The 17,156-nt window shown below is 67.4% G+C and carries 17 protein-coding genes; all 17 read right to left on the bottom strand.

Translation table 11 applies throughout. From position 1 onward, the window contains the following. Positions 1-91: 91 nt before the first annotated feature. Complete coding sequence (gene flhA, locus GIW57_RS19015) at positions 92-2,194, bottom strand: flagellar biosynthesis protein FlhA (protein ID WP_100465286.1); 2,103 nt, start codon at positions 2,192-2,194, stop codon at positions 92-94. Beyond that, positions 2,191-3,321 (bottom strand): flagellar biosynthesis protein FlhB, encoded by a 1,131-nt coding sequence (flhB, locus tag GIW57_RS19010; protein ID WP_089240997.1) that lies wholly within the window; start codon positions 3,319-3,321, stop codon positions 2,191-2,193. Before flhB ends, flhA begins: the two co-directional genes overlap by 4 nt. Positions 3,322-3,434: 113 nt before the next feature. Further along, positions 3,435-5,561, bottom strand: coding sequence for a bifunctional diguanylate cyclase/phosphodiesterase (locus tag GIW57_RS19005; protein ID WP_236512353.1), 2,127 nt, complete (start codon positions 5,559-5,561; stop codon positions 3,435-3,437). A gap of 162 nt (positions 5,562-5,723) precedes the next feature. Beyond that, entirely contained in the window at positions 5,724-6,515 is a 792-nt protein-coding gene (fliR, locus tag GIW57_RS19000) for a flagellar biosynthetic protein FliR (RefSeq protein WP_089241001.1), read from the bottom strand. Positions 6,516-6,531: 16 nt separating this feature from the next. After that, positions 6,532-6,801, bottom strand: a complete 270-nt coding sequence (locus tag GIW57_RS18995; protein ID WP_005413254.1) for a flagellar biosynthetic protein FliQ — start codon at positions 6,799-6,801, stop codon at positions 6,532-6,534. Between the two features lie 106 nt (positions 6,802-6,907). Next, the gene (fliP, locus tag GIW57_RS18990) at positions 6,908-7,687 is read right to left on the bottom strand and encodes a flagellar type III secretion system pore protein FliP (RefSeq protein ID WP_100465288.1); all 780 of its coding nucleotides are present in this window, start codon (positions 7,685-7,687) and stop codon (positions 6,908-6,910) included. Between the two features lies 1 nt (position 7,688). Then, positions 7,689-8,096, bottom strand: a complete 408-nt coding sequence (gene fliO / locus GIW57_RS18985; RefSeq protein ID WP_100465289.1) for a flagellar biosynthetic protein FliO — start codon at positions 8,094-8,096, stop codon at positions 7,689-7,691. Beyond that, positions 8,093-8,428: a flagellar motor switch protein FliN gene (gene fliN / locus GIW57_RS18980; RefSeq protein ID WP_089241007.1), complete on the bottom strand. Its 336-nt coding sequence runs from the start codon at positions 8,426-8,428 to the stop codon at positions 8,093-8,095. Before fliN ends, fliO begins: the two co-directional genes overlap by 4 nt. Then, a complete protein-coding gene (gene fliM, locus GIW57_RS18975; RefSeq protein ID WP_100465290.1) occupies positions 8,425-9,429 on the bottom strand; it encodes a flagellar motor switch protein FliM in 1,005 nt (334 codons plus the stop codon). Before fliM ends, fliN begins: the two co-directional genes overlap by 4 nt. Positions 9,430-9,439: 10 nt before the next feature. Next, on the bottom strand, positions 9,440-9,955 hold the full coding sequence (locus tag GIW57_RS18970) for a flagellar basal body-associated FliL family protein (protein ID WP_100465291.1): 516 nt from the start codon (positions 9,953-9,955) through the stop codon (positions 9,440-9,442). A gap of 219 nt (positions 9,956-10,174) precedes the next feature. After that, positions 10,175-11,308, bottom strand: a complete 1,134-nt coding sequence (locus GIW57_RS18965) for a flagellar hook-length control protein FliK (RefSeq protein ID WP_236512359.1) — start codon at positions 11,306-11,308, stop codon at positions 10,175-10,177. Beyond that, positions 11,308-11,790 carry a flagellar export protein FliJ gene (gene fliJ, locus GIW57_RS18960; RefSeq protein WP_089241011.1) on the bottom strand — a complete coding sequence of 161 codons (483 nt, stop codon included), beginning with the start codon at positions 11,788-11,790 and terminating at the stop codon, positions 11,308-11,310. The genes GIW57_RS18965 and fliJ overlap by 1 nt, the downstream gene beginning before the upstream one ends. After that, on the bottom strand, positions 11,787-13,187 hold the full coding sequence (gene fliI / locus GIW57_RS18955) for a flagellar protein export ATPase FliI (protein ID WP_100465294.1): 1,401 nt from the start codon (positions 13,185-13,187) through the stop codon (positions 11,787-11,789). The genes fliJ and fliI overlap by 4 nt, the downstream gene beginning before the upstream one ends. Beyond that, on the bottom strand, positions 13,184-13,792 hold the full coding sequence (locus tag GIW57_RS18950; protein ID WP_202908275.1) for a FliH/SctL family protein: 609 nt from the start codon (positions 13,790-13,792) through the stop codon (positions 13,184-13,186). The genes fliI and GIW57_RS18950 overlap by 4 nt, the downstream gene beginning before the upstream one ends. Positions 13,793-13,821: 29 nt before the next feature. Next, the gene (fliG, locus tag GIW57_RS18945; RefSeq protein ID WP_089241304.1) at positions 13,822-14,808 is read right to left on the bottom strand and encodes a flagellar motor switch protein FliG; all 987 of its coding nucleotides are present in this window, start codon (positions 14,806-14,808) and stop codon (positions 13,822-13,824) included. Between the two features lie 10 nt (positions 14,809-14,818). Further along, positions 14,819-16,465, bottom strand: coding sequence for a flagellar basal-body MS-ring/collar protein FliF (fliF, locus tag GIW57_RS18940; protein WP_100465296.1), 1,647 nt, complete (start codon positions 16,463-16,465; stop codon positions 14,819-14,821). A 12-nt stretch (positions 16,466-16,477) separates the two neighbouring features. Next, complete coding sequence (fliE, locus tag GIW57_RS18935; protein ID WP_025878997.1) at positions 16,478-16,843, bottom strand: flagellar hook-basal body complex protein FliE; 366 nt, start codon at positions 16,841-16,843, stop codon at positions 16,478-16,480. Between the last annotated feature and the right edge of the window lie 313 nt (positions 16,844-17,156).

Here is a 17,156-nt window from a genome sequence, read left to right as displayed (position 1 = left end):
GGTGGTCTGCACGGTTCGGGTTCCCCTTGGAATCTGTCTGTTGCGGGTGTTTGAAAGTGGTGTCTGTTTTCTGGCGCATTGCAGGGCGGCGTCAGCTGATCGTTCCGACCAGCTTCAGGCGCTTGTCCTCCGGCACCTCGCTGTAGGCCAGGACCGACAGCGACGGAACGCTGTGGCGGACCAGGCGGGCCAGCGCGGCACGCACCGGGCCTGGTACCAACACCACCGCGGGCTCGTTGCGGGCTTCCTGCTTGCTGACACATTCGGCCAGGCTCTGGTGCAGTCGCTCAGCGAGTCCGGGTTCCAGCGCGGCGCCGTTGCCCTGCGTGGACTCCTGCAAGACACGTTCCAATTGCGGGTTGAGGGTGAACACCGGCAGCTCCGCCGACATTCCGGCGATCTCCTGCACGATGAAGCGGCCCAGCGCGGTGCGCACGGCGGCGGTCAGCGTGGCCGGGTCCTGGCTGTGCGGAGCATGTTCGACCAGGGCTTCAGCGATCTTGCGCAGCTGGCGGATCGGAATGCGCTCGACCAGCAGGTTCTGCAGCACGCGCACCACCGCCGACAACGGCAGCGCCTTCGGCGTCAGATCTTCGACGAGCTTGGGTGCGCTCTTGGCCAGGTTGGCCAGCAGGTGCTGCACTTCCTCGTGGCCAAGCAGTTCCGGCGCGTGCTCGCGGATCAGGTGCGAAAGGTGGGTGGCGACCACCGTGGCCGGGTCGACCACGGTGTAGCCCAGGGTTTCGGCCTGGGCGCGCTGGTGCGGCTGGATCCAGGTCGCGTCCAGGCCGAAGGCGGGGTCCTTGCCGGCGATGCCTTCCAGCGGACCGAGCGCGCTGCCGGGGTCCAGCGCCAGCTCGCGGTCGGGATGGATCTCGGCGGTAGCCACCGGCACGCCATGCACCAGTACCCGGTAGCCGTTGGCCGGCAGTTCCAGGTTGTCGCGGATGTGTACCGACGGAATCAGGAAGCCGACGTCCTGGGTCAGCTTGCGGCGCACGCCCTTGATGCGCGGCATCAGTTCACCGCCCTGGTTGCTGTCCACCAGCGAAATCAATCGATAGCCGACTTCCAGGCCCAGCGGATCGACCGGGCGCAGCTCGTCCCAGCTCAGTTCCGCCGTGGGTGCGGGGGCAGCGGGACGGCCCAGCGCGTTCAGTGCGTTGGTTTCGCCTGCCGCGGTGTCGGCCTGCGCCGGCGCCAGGCCCTTGCGGTACACCTTCCAGGCGATGAAGCCGAGGATCGCGGCCAGCGTCAGGAAAGCGACGTTGGGCATGCCCGGCACCAGGCCGACCACGCCGAGGATGCCGGCAGTGATCGCCAGTGCACGGTACTGGCCGAACACCTGGCCGGTCATCGCCTGCGCCATGTCCTGCGAGCGCGAGGCACGGGTAACCAGCATCGCCACCGCGCTGGAGACCAGCAGCGCCGGCAGCTGCGCCACCAGGCCGTCACCGATCGACAGCAGGGTATAGGTGGCGGCGGCTTCACCGAACGGCATGCCGTGCTGCAGCACGCCCACGGCCAGGCCGCCCAGCATGTTGATGAACAGGATCAGGATGCCGGCGATCGCATCGCCGCGGATGAACTTGCTGGCACCATCCATCGCGCCGTAGAAGTCGGCTTCCTCGCGGACCTCCTCGCGGCGCAGCTTGGCTTCCTCGCGCGTCAGCAAACCGGCGTTGAGATCGGCGTCGATCGCCATCTGCTTGCCGGGCATGGCGTCGAGGATGAAGCGTGCGGTCACTTCCGAGACGCGGCCGGCGCCCTTGGTGATGACCACGAAATTGATGATGGTCAGGATCGCGAACACCACGATGCCGACGGCGTAGTTGCCGCCGATCACGAATTCGCCAAACGCGGCGATCACCTTGCCGGCCGCTTCGTGGCCGTTCTGGCCATTGAGCAGGATCACGCGGGTCGAGGCAACGTTCAGCGCCAGCCGCAGCATGGTGGTGATCAGCAGCACGATCGGGAAGATGGTGAAGTCCAGCGGGCGCTTCACGTAGACCACCGCCAGCAGCACCATCAGCGAGATGGCGATGTTGAAGGTGAACAGCGCATCGAGCACCGGCGCGGCCAGCGGCACCACGACCATGGCCAGCAGCGCCAGCACGATCAACGGCGCGCCCAGACCCTGGCGGATCATCTCAAGCGCGCGGCGGGTGTTGAAGCTGGATGCCTGGGCACTCATGGGCGGCCCCCGTTGCCGAACTCATCGACCTGGATGTGCGGCGTGGACGGCATCGGGCCGGTCCGCCAGCTGCGCAGCTGGTAGACGTAAGAGAGGACCTGGGCGACGGCTGAATACAGTCTCACGGGGATTTCCTTGCCGAGTTGGCCTTCCCGATACAAGGCGCGTGCCAAAGGCGGGGCGGATACGATGGCGACCTTGTTGCCGTCGGCCACTTCACGGATGCGCAGGGCGGTTTCATCCACGCCCAGGGCGACCACGGTGGGCGCATTCATGGCCCCGCCTTCGTACTTCAGCGCCACCGCATAGTGGGTCGGGTTGACCACCACCACGTCGGCGGTGGGTACCGCCTCCATCATCCGGCGGTTGGCCATCTGCTGCTGCAGCTGGCGGATGCGGCCCTTCACTTCCGGGCTGCCCTCGCTTTCCTTCATTTCCCGGCGCAACTCTTCGCGGGTCATCTTCAGCTTGCGCATCCAGTTCCAGCGCTGGTACGGCGCATCGATGGCGGCCAGTACCAGCATCGCACCGGCGGTGGCCAGCAGCAGCCTCAGGGTGAAGCCCAGGCCATCACCGATGGCGGTTTCCAGCGGCTGGTGGATCAGCCCGCGCAGGGTGTTGAAGCTGGTCCAGACGACCATGCCGGCGGCGACGCCGACGAAGGCCACGCGCAGCAACGACTTGATGAACTCGGCGACCGCTTCGGGGCCGTACAGGCGCTTGAGCCCGCTCATCGGGTTCATGCGGTTGATGTCGGGCATCATCGCCTTGGCCGACCAGCGCAGGCCGCCCATCACCACCGGCGCCAGGAAACTGGCCAGCAGGCAGACCAGCACCAGCGGCGCGATCACCCACATCAGCTGCAGCAACAGGTCGCCGAAGTGGCCGAACAGGGCCTTCGGGTGCTGGCGCAGGCTCTGTTCGGGGCTGAGCGCATGGCGCATCCAAGCGCTGGCGCCGCTGGCCATCGAGCCGCTCATGGCCATCACCGCGATCACCCCGGCGCCAAATACGGCGGCCGTGCCCAGTTCACGCGAGCGCGGCAGGTTGCCCTGTTCGCGGGCGTCGCGCAGGCGTTTTTCTGTGGGTTGTTCGGTTTTTTCGCCGGCGGATTCGTTCTCGGACATCACAGGCACTGCAGCAGGGGATGCCGGGGTGCGTGCAAGAACCGTTCCGTGACGGCGGCGTGGATCTACCGGGTTTCGCTGCGCGGGAAGGGCCATCCACGCATGGCGTGGATCTACTGGGGGTTGCCGGGTGGGCCGTTGGCCAGTTCCACCCGTGGCCGCGGCAGGTCGTGCAGCTGCATGAAGCGGGCTGCGTCCACCGGTCGGCCCAGCAGGAAGCCCTGCAGGTAATCGCAGCCCAGCCGCTCCAGATAGGCGCGCTGCGCGGCGGTCTCCACGCCCTCGGCGACGATATCCATGTCCAGCGCATGGCCCAGAGCAACAATGGCCGACACGATCACCACGTCCTCCGCGCTGTGTTCCAGGTCGCGCACGAAGGCATGGTCGATCTTGATCTCGGTGGCCGGCAGGCGCTTCAGGTACAGCAGGCTGGAGTAACCGGTGCCGAAATCATCGATCGAAATGCCCACGCCCAACGCAGAGAAGCTCTGCAGCAGGCGCAGGCTGGTATCGGTATCGCGCATCACCGTGCTTTCGGTGATCTCCAGCACCAGGTTGCGTGGGGCGATCGCGTAGCGCTCGATCACCTCGCGTACGTCCTGCAGCAGGTGCGGCGAACTGAACTGCACTGGTGACAGGTTGACCGACATCGTCCAGCCGTCGTGGCCGGCATCGTGCCAGTGCCGCAGCTGCTGGCAGGCCTGGTCCAGCGCCCAGCGGCCGATCTCGTTGATCGCACCGCTGCGCTCGGCCAAGCGGATGAAGCGGTCCGGCGGAATCAGGCCCTGTTCCGGGTGCCGCCAGCGGATCAGCGCTTCGGCGCCGGCCACCTTCTGGCTGGCCACGCGGATCTTCGGCTGGTAATGCAGGAACAGCTGCTCGCTGCCGATCGCCCGACGCAGGTCAGCCAGCAGGCGGAACTGCTGCTCGGCGCTGTCGTTCATCCAGTCGGCAAACAGCACGAACGCGTTGCGGCCCGACTCCTTGGCCTGGTACATGGCTGCGTCGGCGAAGGCCATCAGCTGGCGTTCGCTGGCGGCGTGGTCGGGGCAGATCGCGATGCCGATGCTGGCGGTCACCTGCAGCTCGTTGTCCGGCAGCAGCGGGCCGCTGCCCACCGCCTGCAGGATCCGCCGGGCCAGCGTCGGCAGGTCCTCGTCGTGCTCGATGCGCACCACCAGCACGAATTCGTCGCCGCCCAGCCGTGCCAGCATGTCGTGCGGCCGCAACAGCTGGCGGGTGCGTTCGGCCACCGCCACCAGCAGCGCATCGCCAGCCTGGTGGCCATAGGCATCATTGACCTGCTTGAAGCCGTCCAGGTCCATGAACATCACCGCGAAGCGGCTGCCGCCCTGTTCGGCCTCGGCCAGCGCCTGCACGATGCGCCGCTGCAGCAGCAACCGGTTCGGCAGGCGGGTGAGCGGGTCGTGCAGCGCGGCCTGGGTCAGTTCCTGCTGGGCGTCGGTCAACGAAGTGCTGAGCAGTGAATTGCGCAGGCGCAACAGCTGTGCCTCCACCCGCTGGTCCAACCAGGACACCACCAGCACCACCGCCAGGATCGCCACGGTCAGCACCACCACCAGCATCGCCAGCCAGTTGTTCTGCAGGCCATCGCCCACCGCTGCGCCGCAGATGCTGCCTTCGGGGAAGCGGGCGGCGGCCATGCCGGTGTAGTGCATGCCGACGATGGCCAGGCCGAGCAGCCCGGCGGCGGCCAGGCGGTCGCCGATGCGGGTGTGCTGCGCGCGCAGGCGGAAGGCCACGTACAGGGCGGTCCACGACGCGGCCACCGCGACCAGCAGCGACAGCAGCAGCCACACCGGCTGGTAGTCGATGCCCGGTTGCATGCGCATCGCGGCCATGCCCACGTAATGCATGCTGGCAATGCCGCTGCCCATCAGCAACGCGCCACCGGCCAGGCGTGGGTGGGGCAGCGTGCGCAGCGATACCAGCCAGAGCGCGAACACCGACGAGCCGATCGCCAGTGCCAGCGACAGCAGGGTGATGGGCAGGTCGTAGCCCAGCGGAATGGGCAGGTCGAAGGCGAGCATGCCGATGAAGTGCATCGACCAGATGCCCAGCCCCATCGCAAAGCCGCCGCCGAGGCGCCACCACCAGGTCGCGCCCTTGCCAGGCGCGGTGACGGTGCGCCCAGCCATCGCCAGCGCGGTGTAGGACGCCATCACTGCAACCAGCAATGAGGTCGCCACCAACCACGGGTTGTACGTGCCTTCCAGCATTCGTCAGTCTCCCGGACCTGCCTGTCAACGGAAAAACTACGGCGGGGCATGCGTAAGGCGAGCGACCAGAGGCCGCCGGTTGCAGCGTCCCCCCGGTCGCTGCCCATTCACTCTAACGCGGGCACCGGGGGGGACGGCAAGCAGCAAAACGTGACGACCGCGTCAGCGGGTCACTGCACCCGCCGCCTCGAAAGCGGCATCGAACAGGCGCTGCACCGGTGGACCCATTTCACCGACCAGCAGCGTCAGCAGGAACAGGCCCAGCAGCAGCGAGACCGGCAGGCCCAGCTGGATCGGATTCAGCGCCGGCGCCGCACGGGCCAGTACGCCGAAGGCCAGGTTCACCGCCAGCATTGCCACGGTCAGCGGGATGGCCAGGGTCAGTGCCCCGCGCAGCACCGTCAGCAGGAACGTCGGGGCGATGCTGAAGAAGGCGTGCGGGTCGGGCAGGGGCGCACCGATCGGCAGGGCGCGGTAGCTGTCCACCACCAGCGAGATCAGCGCCAGATGGCCGTTGGCGGTGAAGAACAGCAGGCCGAACAGCAGGTAGAACCATTGGCCGATGACACCGGAGGTGCCGCCGCGCAGCGGGTCGCTCATCTGCGCAAATGCCAGGCCGGTGCCCTGGGCGACCAGTTCGCCGGCCATCGCGCCCGCCTCGAATACCAGACGCAGCATGAAACCGATGGCCACGCCGATCGCCAGCTCGCGGGCGATGGTCAGTACGGTGGCGGCATCGAAGCCGGTCCAGTCCGGTACCGGCGGCAGCAGGGGCGCCAACGCAATGGCCAGGGTGCCGGCCAGCATCACGCGCACCCGGCCGGGCACGGCACGGGTACCGATCATCGGCATCGCCATGGCCACCGCGCCGATGCGCAGCATGGTCCACAGCACGGTGCCGATCATGCCGAAGGCATTCAGGCCGTCGGCAGCCATCTGGGTGGCGGCGTCCATCTGCGTGCGCGTCCGTCTAGCCGATCAGGTGCGGGATGCGCTGGAACAGCAGCGTGGTGAATTCGACCAGATGGCCGATCAGCAGGCTGCCCAGTGCGAACAACACCGCAGTGAGCGCCGCGGCCTTGGCAACGAAGGCGATGGTGGGTTCGTTGAGCTGGGTCGCGGCCTGCACCACGCCCACCACAACGCCGACCACCAGGACGGTCAGCAGCAGCGGGCCGGCTACCCAGAGCACGGTGATCAGGCCGCCACGCAGTTCGGTCAAGGCAAGTTCGGGAGACATCATGGTTCCATCGGTAGCGCCGGGCCACGCCCGGCGGTGGTCAATGCGGCCGGCACTGCCCGGCGTCGCCGCTGTAGAGCCGAGCCAGGCTCGGTTGACCTTCGGATCAGGCCGGATTGAAGCTCGCCGCGAGCGTGCCGACGGTCAGCACCCATCCATCGACCAGCACGAACAGCAGGATCTTGAACGGCGCCGAGACCAGCATCGGCGACAGCATCATCATGCCCATCGACATCAGCACGCTGGCCACGACCAGGTCGATGATCACGAACGGGATGAAGATCAGGAAGCCGATCTCGAAGGCGGTTTTCAGTTCACTGGTGACGAACGATGCGACCAGGACCGGGAACGGAATCGCATCGGGGCTGGCGTAGGTACCGTGACCGGCAATGCCGGCGAAGGTCATCAGGTCGGTCTCGCGGATCTGCGCCAGCATGAAGGCGCGCAGCGGCGTGGTGGTCAGCGTCCAGGCGGTCTGGAAGTCGATCTCGCCGTTGAGGTAGGGCGCCATGCCGGTGCTCCACGCCTTGTCCCAGGTCGGCAGCATGATCATCGCGGTGAGGAACAGGGCCAGGCCCAGCAGCACCTGGTTGGACGGCGTCTGGCCGGTGCCCAGCGCCTGCCGCAGCAGGCCCAGCACGATGATGATGCGGGTGAAGGAGGTCAGCACCAGCAGCATCGACGGGATCAGGGTGATCGCCGTCATCAGCAACAGGGTCTGCAGCGGCAGGCTGACCGGCGCACCGCCGATCTTGCCAACGTTGATGTCCGGCAGCGGCGTGCTCGGCGCGCCCGGGGCGGCGAACGCCAACGCAGGCAGCAGGCACAAGGCGATCAGGCTCAGCCACGGCAGCAGGGCGGCAAGACGGGAACGGGTCACACGCATGTCAGGGGTCCTTGCGCAGCCGCTGTTGCAGCAGCTGGGCGAAATTCGGCAGGTTCTTCAGGTCGGGTACGCGCACCGGCGCAGGTGGCGGCAGCGGTTCGGGCAGGGTGTGCAGGGCATTGATGCCACCGGCGGTCACGCCCAGCAGCAGCTGCTGGCCGTTGACCTCGACCACCACCACGCGCTCCTTGGCGCCAACATTCAGGCTCGCCACCAGCTTCATGCCCTCGGCCGGGCGGAAGCCGCTGCCGGGCAGGCGCTTGAGCAGCCAGCCCAGGCCGATGACCAGGGCCAGCACCGCCAGCAGGGCCAGCACCGCACCGAACAGGCTCGGTGCGGCCGGCGCATGCTGGCCGACCTGCGGGGCCGTCTTGGCGACGGCCAGTGCGGTGGCGGCGAGCAGGCTCAACGCAGTCTCCGGATCCGCTCGCTGGGGCTGACCACATCGGTCAAGCGCACGCCGAAGCGGTCGTTGATCACCACCACTTCACCATGGGCGATGAGCGTGCCGTTGACGAACACGTCCAGCGATTCGCCGGCACCACGCTCCAGCTCCACTACCGAACCCTGGTTGAGCTGCAGCAGGTTGCGGATCGGCAGGCGGGCGCGACCGACTTCCAGCGACAGCGTCACCGGCACATCGAGGATCACGTCCAGGTTCAAATCCGGGCCGGTCGCCTCATCGGCCTGCAGGCTGCTGAACTGGGCCGGGGTCGGTTCGAGGGCGTCGATATCGTTCATTGCGGGTCTTCCTGGATGACGGGTACGCGCGGACGGGTGCCCGGCGGATGGGTAGCGGTGATCTTTACGGCGTTCATGCCGTTGGCGACGCCGAACTCACCGGTGAACACCGGGATGTTCTCCACGCACAGCGGCACCTGCGGGCTGAGGTCGATCGGCAGGATGTCGCCGACTTTCAGCCGGGTCAGGTCGCGCAGGGTCATGCGCTTGCTGGCCAGCACGCTGGACAGGGTGACTTCGGCCACGTTGAGCTGCTCGCGCAGGGTGCGGCCCCAGCTCTCGTCGCGCTCGTTGCGGTCGCTCTGGATGCCGGCGTCGAGCAGTTCGCGGATCGGCTCCAGCATCGAGTACGGCAGGGTCACGTGGATGTCGCCGCCACCGCCGTCGAGTTCGACATGCAGGCGGCACACCACCACGTACTCGCGCGGCGTCACGATGTTGGCGAAGTGCGGGTTGATCTCCGAGTTGATGTACTCGAATTCCACGTCCATCACCGGGGCCCACGCTTCACGCAGATCGGCAAAGGTCTGCTTCAGCAGCAGGTGGATCACCCGCATTTCGGTAGCGGTGAACTCACGACCTTCGATGCGCGTCGGGTAACGCCCGTCGCCACCGAAGAAGTTGTCGACGATGGCGAACACCAGGGTCGGTTCGAACACGATCAGGCCGGTGCCGCGCAGTGGCTTGAAGCGGATCAGGTTCAGGTTGGTCGGTACATACAGCGAGTGCATGTAGTCGTTGAACTTGATCAGCTCGATGCCGCGCACGGACAGTTCGGCCGAGCGCCGGATCAGGTTGAACAGGCCGATCCGCCACAGGCGCGCGAAGCGCTCGTGGACCATTTCCAGGGTCGGCATGCGACCGCGGATGATGCGGTCCTGGCTGGCGAAATCGTAGGAGCGTGCTTCGCCACTGGGGGCGTCCGGCTCGGTTTCGACCGCGCCACTGTCCACGCCATGCAACAGGGCATCGATCTCATCCTGGGACAGCAGGTCATTCATCGGGGAGCCCTTACTGGGTCACGAAGCTGGTGAACAACAGGTCGTCGGCACCGTTGCTGCCGGTTTCGGCCTTCAGCACCTTCCGCACTTCGGCCAGCGAATCGGCCTGCAACTTCTGCTTGCCGGCGATGTCGGCGATCTGCTGCGGGCTGACCTGCGAGAACAGCATCAGCAGGCGTGCGCGGATGGCCGGAGCGTGGGTCTTGATCGCTTCCAGCGCGGCAGGATCGCGAGTCATCAGCTGCACTTCCACCTGCAGGTAGCGCGGGCCGTCGATCGAGCCGTTGAGGTTGACCACGAAGGCCGGTTCCAGTGCGAAGTACTGGGCCGGGGCCGGGGTGGTGGTCTTCTTCGGCGCCTGCGCGGTCTTGTCTTCGTGCTTGGACTGGGTGAAGAACCACACCCCGCCACCGGCGGCGCCGGCGGCCAGTACGGCGACCAGGGCGGTGATCAGGATCGGACTACGCGGCTTGGCGGTCTTGTCCTTCTCGGCGGTCTTCTTGGTTTTGTCAGCGGCTGCGGCCACGGGGTGAAGCTCCTGAGGGTTGCTTCACCGGGATATGCAAGGGGTGTGCCGGAGTGGCCGGCGAGGGGCGCGACGGAATTCTGTCGGGTGTTCATATCGGTAGCGCCGGGCCATGCCCGGCGGGATGTCGGGAATCCGCCGGGCATGGCCCGGCGCTACCGATTGGCGGTTGCCAACCGTCCCGCTCTTGGTAGGTGCCAACCTTGGTTGGCACGGCTGTCAGGCGTAAGCGTCCAACAACCCGCGCTGACGGATCAGCTGCGACGCCGACACCGTGCTGTCGCCCAGTGACGGTTCTCCGTCACCACCGCGACCGCCGCCGCCAGCCTGGCTGCCCGGATTGCCGTCGCCACTGTGCTGCTGGCCGACATCGGCATGGGCCAACTGGAAGCCCTGCTCGCCGAGCAGTTCACGCAGGCGCGGCAGGCTGCTTTCCAGCGCCTGGCGTACATCGACGTGCGGGCTGCTGAAGCTGGCATGCACCTTGTCACCGTTCATCTGCAGGCGCACGTCCACCGGCCCCAGGTCTTCGGGGTTGAGACGGATGTGGGCATGGCCGATCTTCTGGTCAGCCAGCCAGCCGATGCGCGCACCAATGGCCTGGTCGAAACCATCGTCGCCCAGCACCGGCTTCGGTGTGGGTTCGCCGTTGAAGACGGCATTGCTGGTCAGTGCTGCCTTCAGGTCCTGCAGGGCAGCGGGCAGCGGGGGCTGCAGGGGCGCCGGCGGCGCGCGGTCGCCGATCTGCAGGCTGTCGCCGTCGTCGGCCCGATCCAGCGCCTTGCCACCCAGCACCAGTTCGGGCAACGGCAGGCCGCTGGCCTCACCGTCGCCGGCAGCGGATGCCGATGCGCTGGCCGCGGCTGGCACCGCTGCGGCGGGAAGTGCCGGTGCAGCCAAGGGCAGCGCGCCGCCGTCGGCATCGCTGGCCGTTGGCGGCGTCACAGGTGCCGGATCGACGCCGGTGGGCACGGCCAGCACCAGACCCGCCAATCCCAGTGGCGGCCATGGAGCGTCGTCCGCGTTGGCCAGGGTGTCCGTGTCGTCAGCGGCGGCCGACGTTGCCGGTGCGGCGGGGGGCGATGTCGCGGCGTCAGTGGCGGCGGTTTCGCCGTCACTCGGCCGCGGCGCTGTCCTGCCCGGATTGCCATCGGAAGTGGACGGAACATTGGCCGGTTTCGCCGGGCTGCTGGCGGTCGCCGCGGCACCGGTAGTGCCGGTCGACGCGCTGCCACCCTGCAGCATCTGGCCGAAATCCTTGCCGGAATCACGGCTGGAGGCTCGCGCGTTGCTGGCATTGCCGCTGCCGCCGGGCGTCGGTGCGCTGGCGTTGCTGCTCAGGGGGGAGGGCATCACGATCGGCCTCCCTGCTCGCCATCATCCTGGTCCTCGGTCTGCGCCAGGCGCGCGCGGCGTGCGCCGATGTCATCCATCTCGCGCTGGTCGCGGCGGTCGGTCACCACTTTTTCCTGCGCGCGATAGCTGGCGGCCAGCTGTTCCAGCACCGCCTTGTCACGGCTGGCCAGGATCAGGCGTGCGCGCTCGGCTTCGACCTTCTCGCGGTTGCCGTTGACCGTCTGCTGCTGCTGTTCCACCGCGCTGTCCAACCGGTCCAGGAAGGCGCGCCGGTTCAACAGCTGCGCCGGACTGGTCGCGGCCATCTGCGCGTCGGCCATCTGTTGCGAGGCATATTCCTCGGCATAGCGACGCAGTTCGTCCAGGCGCGACAGATGGGTGTCGAGCACGGTCTGGCGCTCGGCCAGGTCGCGGGCGACTGCATCTTCGTGTTCCTGGGCCCGCTTCAGCAGCGGATCGATGCGCTTGGACTGGATCATGACAGCCTCTCATTCTCTTGTTCCACCAGGCGCTGCAATGCCGCCTGGCTGTGCGGTAGATCTGCAGCCTTGGCGACATCCTGGCCGAGGAATTCCATGATTTCCGGCCAACGCTCAAGGGCTTCATCGGTCGCTGCATCGTTGCCGCGCTGATAGGCGCCGATGGCGATCAGGTCGCGGTTGGCCGAATAGGCCGAGACCAGCCGCTTCAGCTTGCGGATGCGCAGGCGCCACGGTTCGTCGGCGATTTCCGTGACTACACGGCTGACCGACGATTCCACGTCGATGGCCGGGTACAGGCCGCTGTCGGCCACGCGGCGCGAGAGCAGGATGTGTCCGTCGAGAATCGCGCGCGCGGCATCGGCGATCGGATCCTGTGGATCGTCGCCCTCGGTCAGCACGGTGTAGAAGGCGGTGATCGAACCGCGGCCCTTGGCACCATTGCCTGCACGTTCGACCAGTGCCGGCAGCTTGGCGAACACCGAGGGCGGATAGCCGCGGGTGGTGGGCGGCTCGCCCACCGACAGGCCGATCTCGCGCTGCGCCTGGGCGAAGCGGGTCAGCGAATCCATCAGCAGCAGGACGTTCAGGCCCTGGTCGCGGAACCACTCGGCGATGGCGGTGGCGCGGTAGGCACCATGCAGGCGGGCCAGCGGCGGGCGGTCGGCCGGGCTGGCGACCACCACCGCGCGGCGCAGGCCTTCCTCGCCCAGGGTGCTTTCAACGAAATCGCGTACTTCGCGGCCACGCTCACCGATCAGGCCGACCACGATCACGTCGGCGGCGGTGTAGCGGGTCATCATGCCCAGCAGCGTCGACTTGCCGACGCCAGAGCCGGCGAACAGGCCGACACGCTGGCCACGGCCGATCGGCAGCAGCGCGTTGATCGCGCGCACGCCGACGTCCAGCGGTTGGGTGATCGGTTCGCGTGCGAGCGGATTGATCGATACGCCGGCCATGCCGACGTGAGCTTCAGCGCGGATCGGGCCCTTGCCATCCAGCGGCACGCCATCGCTGTCGATGACCCGGCCAAGCAGGCCTTCGCCCACTTCCACGCCACCACGGCGGGCCGACGGCACCACCCGCGCATTCGGCAGCAGGCCATGCAGTTCGGCGCTGGGCATCAGGTAGGTGCGTTCGCCGGCGAAGCCGACCACTTCGGCATCGACCCAGCCGCCGTCGACCACTTCCACCTTGCAGCTGGCGCCGAGCGGCGCTTCGCAGCCGACCGCCTCAAGTGTCAGGCCGACCGCCCGGCGCAGCACGCCTTCGCGGATCAGCCCGCGGCCGTGCGCGGTGTCGACCTTCAGGCCGTCCAGGCGGTTGGCCAGGCGCAGGTTGCGGGGAATGGTCCAGTCGGCCGGCGGCGACGGCGACGAAGCGGTCTCGGTGTTCATGCGATGGCTCCGGTCTGTCGGATCACGGCATCCAGTGCGCCGCGCAGGCGCGCTTCCAGCGTGCCGTCGATGCGCACCGCTTCGGCATGCACGCGCAGATCGCCACGGCTCAGGCTGGTGTCAGGCACCAGCCGCTGCTGCGGCGACAGGGTCAACAATGGGGCGAGGGCGGTGATGTCATCCGGATGCAGGCGCACTTCCACCTCGCGGTTGCTGCCGCCAACGGCGTCAATCGCCTCGCCGACCAATTGCCCCAGCAGCGCCGGATCGGCCTCGTAGGCACGGCCTACCAGCGCACCGGCGATGCGTACCGCCAGTTCGCCGAGCGCGCCGACCACTTCGTTTTCCAGACGCGCCAGCGGCCGCCCGAAGTTGTCGAGGATGCCCTCGATCTGTGCGACCAGCCGGCGCACCTCGGCCTGGCCCTGGCTGAAACCATCGGCATGGCCGTGGTCGAAACCTTCCTTCTCGGCGCTGTCCTGGATCGCCTGGATTTCTTCCAGGGTAGGCAGCTGCAGCGGCGGTTCCGGCTCATGCTCCGGGTCCGGCTCGGTGAGTTCGAAGGCATCCTCCTGGTCCAGCACGGGTTCGGGCTGGGCCAGCAGGTCCGGGGCAAGCCAGCGCACGACGTTGCTCACAGCATCGCCTCCGCGCTGCCACCGATGGTGACGGTGCCTTCATCGGCCATGCGCTTGACGATGGCCAGGATCTCGCGCTGCGCCACTTCCACGTCGGACAGGCGCACCGGGCCGCGCGCTTCCATGTCTTCCAGCAGGATCTCGGCCGCGCGCTGGGACATGTTGCGGGTGATCTTGTCGCGCACCTTGATGTCGGCGCCGCGCAGGGCCAGGCCCAGTCGTTCGCCGCTGACTTCGCGCAGCACCAGCTGCATCTCGCGGTCGTCCAGGTCCACCAGATCGTCGAACACGAACATCAGGTCCTGGATGCGGCCACTCAGCGGCGCATCGATGCGTGCGATTTCGCCCAGGATCGCCTGGTCCTGGCCGCTGTCCATGAAGTTGAGGATGTTGGCCGCGCACTGCACGCCACCGATGTTGGACGACTTCAGGTTCTGGTTGCCGGCGAACTGGCGTTCCATGATCTCGTTGAGTTCGTTCAGCGCATTGGGCGGAATGCCGTCGAGGGTGGCGATGCGCAGCAGCACGTCCACACGGGTGCGGTCGGGCAGCAGCTTCAGCGCGTCGGCGGCCTGATCGGTTTCCAGGTGTGCCATCACGATGGCGATGATCTGCGGGTGCTCGTTGCGCACCAGGTCGGCCACCGCACGCGGGTCCATCCACTTCAGTGCATCCAGGCCGGTGGTGTTGCGGCCCAGCAGGATGCGGTCGATCAGGTTGCCGGCCTTTTCGCTGCCCAGCGCCTGCACCAGCATGTTGCGGATGTAGTCGTCCGAGCCCACGCCCAGCGAGGTCTTCGAGCCCAGCTCACTGCTGAACTGGTCCATCACCCGTTCTACCTGTTCGCGGGTGATGTCGGACATGGTGGCCATGGCGATGCCGATCTTCTGCACCTCCTTCGGTTCCATGTGGCGCAGCACTTCGGCCGCGTCCAGTTCACCCAGCGACAGCAGCAGGACGGCGGCGCGCTGCACGCCGGTCAGGGGGGCGACCTCAGTCATTGGCCACCCAGCCCTTGACCACCTGGGCCACGCGCTTGGAGTCGGTCTTCACGGCTTCACGCGCCATCCGCAGTCGTTCCTCATAAGAATCCACCGGCAGGGCCAATGCTTCCTGCCCGCCCAGGCTTGCCCGGTCGGCGCCCAGCGCCGGCAGCGGGGTGCCATCGTCATCGACCAGCTGCACGTCCGCGGTATGCGGTTCCAGCGCCAGTTCTTCGTTCCTGCGGTTCTGCCCGGTGATGCCACGCAGTGCCGGGCGCAGCACGCCGAACAGCAGCGCCATCACCACCAGTGCACCCAACAGCATGCGGCCGGCATCGTGCACCCACGGCAGTTCCCACCAGTTCGGGCCTTCCACCGGCGTGGTATCACGCACGAACGGGGCATTCATCACCGACACGGTGTCGCCGCGCTCGGCACTGAATCCGACGGCCTGCTTGACCAGTGCCTCGACCCGGGTCAGTTCGGCCGCCGACAGCGGTTGCGGCGCAACCTTGCCGTTGGCACCGGCACGCGGCACGTTGTCCACCAGCACGGCGACCGATACGCGCTTGATGCGGCCGGCCGGCTGACGGGTGTGCTGCAGGGTCCGGTCCAGCTCGTAATTGCGCGTCGCGTTCTTGCTGCTTTCGGTCGGTGCCTGCGCGGTGGCCGGTGCAGCGGCCTGGCCCGGCGGGCTGTTGCTGGTCGCACCCGGTACACCCTGCGGGCCCGGTGTGCTGCTGCTGTTCTCGCTCATCTGCTCGCTGCGCAGCTTCTGCGGCTCGCCGTTGTACAGCTCACGTGCTTCTTCGGTCACCGAGAAGTCCATGTCGACGCTGACTTCGGGATTGACCCGGCCGGGGCCGGTCATCGGTTCCAGCAGTTCGCGGATGCGCTGGTTGAACGAGGTTTCCTGGCGGCGCACCTGTTCGAACTGGGCGGCGTTGACGGCCGCTTCGCTGTTCGGGTCGCTGACGCTGAGCATGCGCCCGCTCTGGTCGACCACGGTGACCCGTTCCGGCGCCAGATCGGGAATGGCGGCAGCGACCATGTGCACGATCGCATCGACCTGGCTGCGTTCCAGCTGCTGGCCGCCGCGCAGTTCCAGGGTAACCGAGGCACTGGCCACATCACGCTGGCGGGTGAACGCGCTGGGCTTGGGAATGGCCAGATGCACGCGCGAATCGCGCACCGGGCGCAGCGTGTTGATGGTGCGCGACAGCTCGGTTTCCAGTGCGTGCTGGTAGCGCGCGCTTTCCACGAACTGGCTGACACCGAAGCCCGGGTCGCGTTCCATCAGCTCGAAGCCGAGCTTGCCGCTGTCGGTCAGGCCCGAGCCCGCCAGTTTCAGGCGGGCATCGTGCAGGTTCTTTTCCGGCACGGTGATGCCACCGGTGGCCGGGTCCAGCTGGAACGGAATCTGTGCGGCACGCAGCAGGTCGGTCGCTTCAGCGGTGGCCTTCTGGTCCAGGCCGGTGTACAGCGGCACCATGCCCGGCTTCTGCGACCAGAAGAACACGAACAGGCCTGCCGCCACGGCCACGGCGATCATCGCCATCAGTCCGAGCCGACGGGTGATCTGCAGGCTTTGCAGCCGGTCGAACCACTGGCCCGCCTTTTCGGCGTTCAGGGATTCCTTGGAGAGCGACAGGGCCATGCGTTTCTATCCTTACAGCGGCATGTTCATCACGTCCTGGTAAGCCTGGACGAGACGGTTACGGACTTCCACGGTGGCGCGGAAGGCGATCTGGGACTGCTGCGAGGCGACCATCACCTTGGCCAGGTCGGCGCCGGGTTCACCCAGTTCGAAGGCCTTGGCCAGCGCGCCGGATTTCTGTTGCGCGTCGTTGACGCCGGCGATGGCGCCGCGCAGGGTTTCGGTGAAGCTGGCAGGCTGGACCTGCGGCGCATCCAGCACCGTGCCCGGCAGGGCATTGCTACGCGGCGCTTCGGCCAGCGGGTTGAGCGCGGGCTGTCCCACCTGGGTCTGGTAGGAGCGGATCTGGGAAAGGATCGAAGTGACGGAGTGGGACATCTGCAACGGTTCCAGAAACAGGGATGGGGGTGTCTGCTGGAGCTAGTGCAAGTGCCGTGCCGAAATCGCTGATCGGTTCAGTGACGTGAGGGTTGGGGGGGTGTTCGGCAGGGCTGCGCCCTGCACCTGCCGAAGCAACGGCAAAGGCAGGAGCAACAGCAGAAGCTGGCTATCCGTGGGATGGCGGGGTGGGCCCGGTTGCGGGGGACGCCGTGAATACGTCCCTGTAGGCTCGGTCGCGCCATCCATGGCGCTCACGCCCCCGCAACCGGACCCACCCCGCCTTCGACAATTTTCCGCGATGTGTCTGGGC

This window comes from Stenotrophomonas sp. PA-6-5C (assembly GCF_021605635.1).
In the GTDB taxonomy this organism is placed as follows: Bacteria; Pseudomonadota; Gammaproteobacteria; order Xanthomonadales; family Xanthomonadaceae; genus Stenotrophomonas; species Stenotrophomonas lactitubi.
This window is presented reverse-complemented; position numbering and strand designations above follow the sequence as displayed.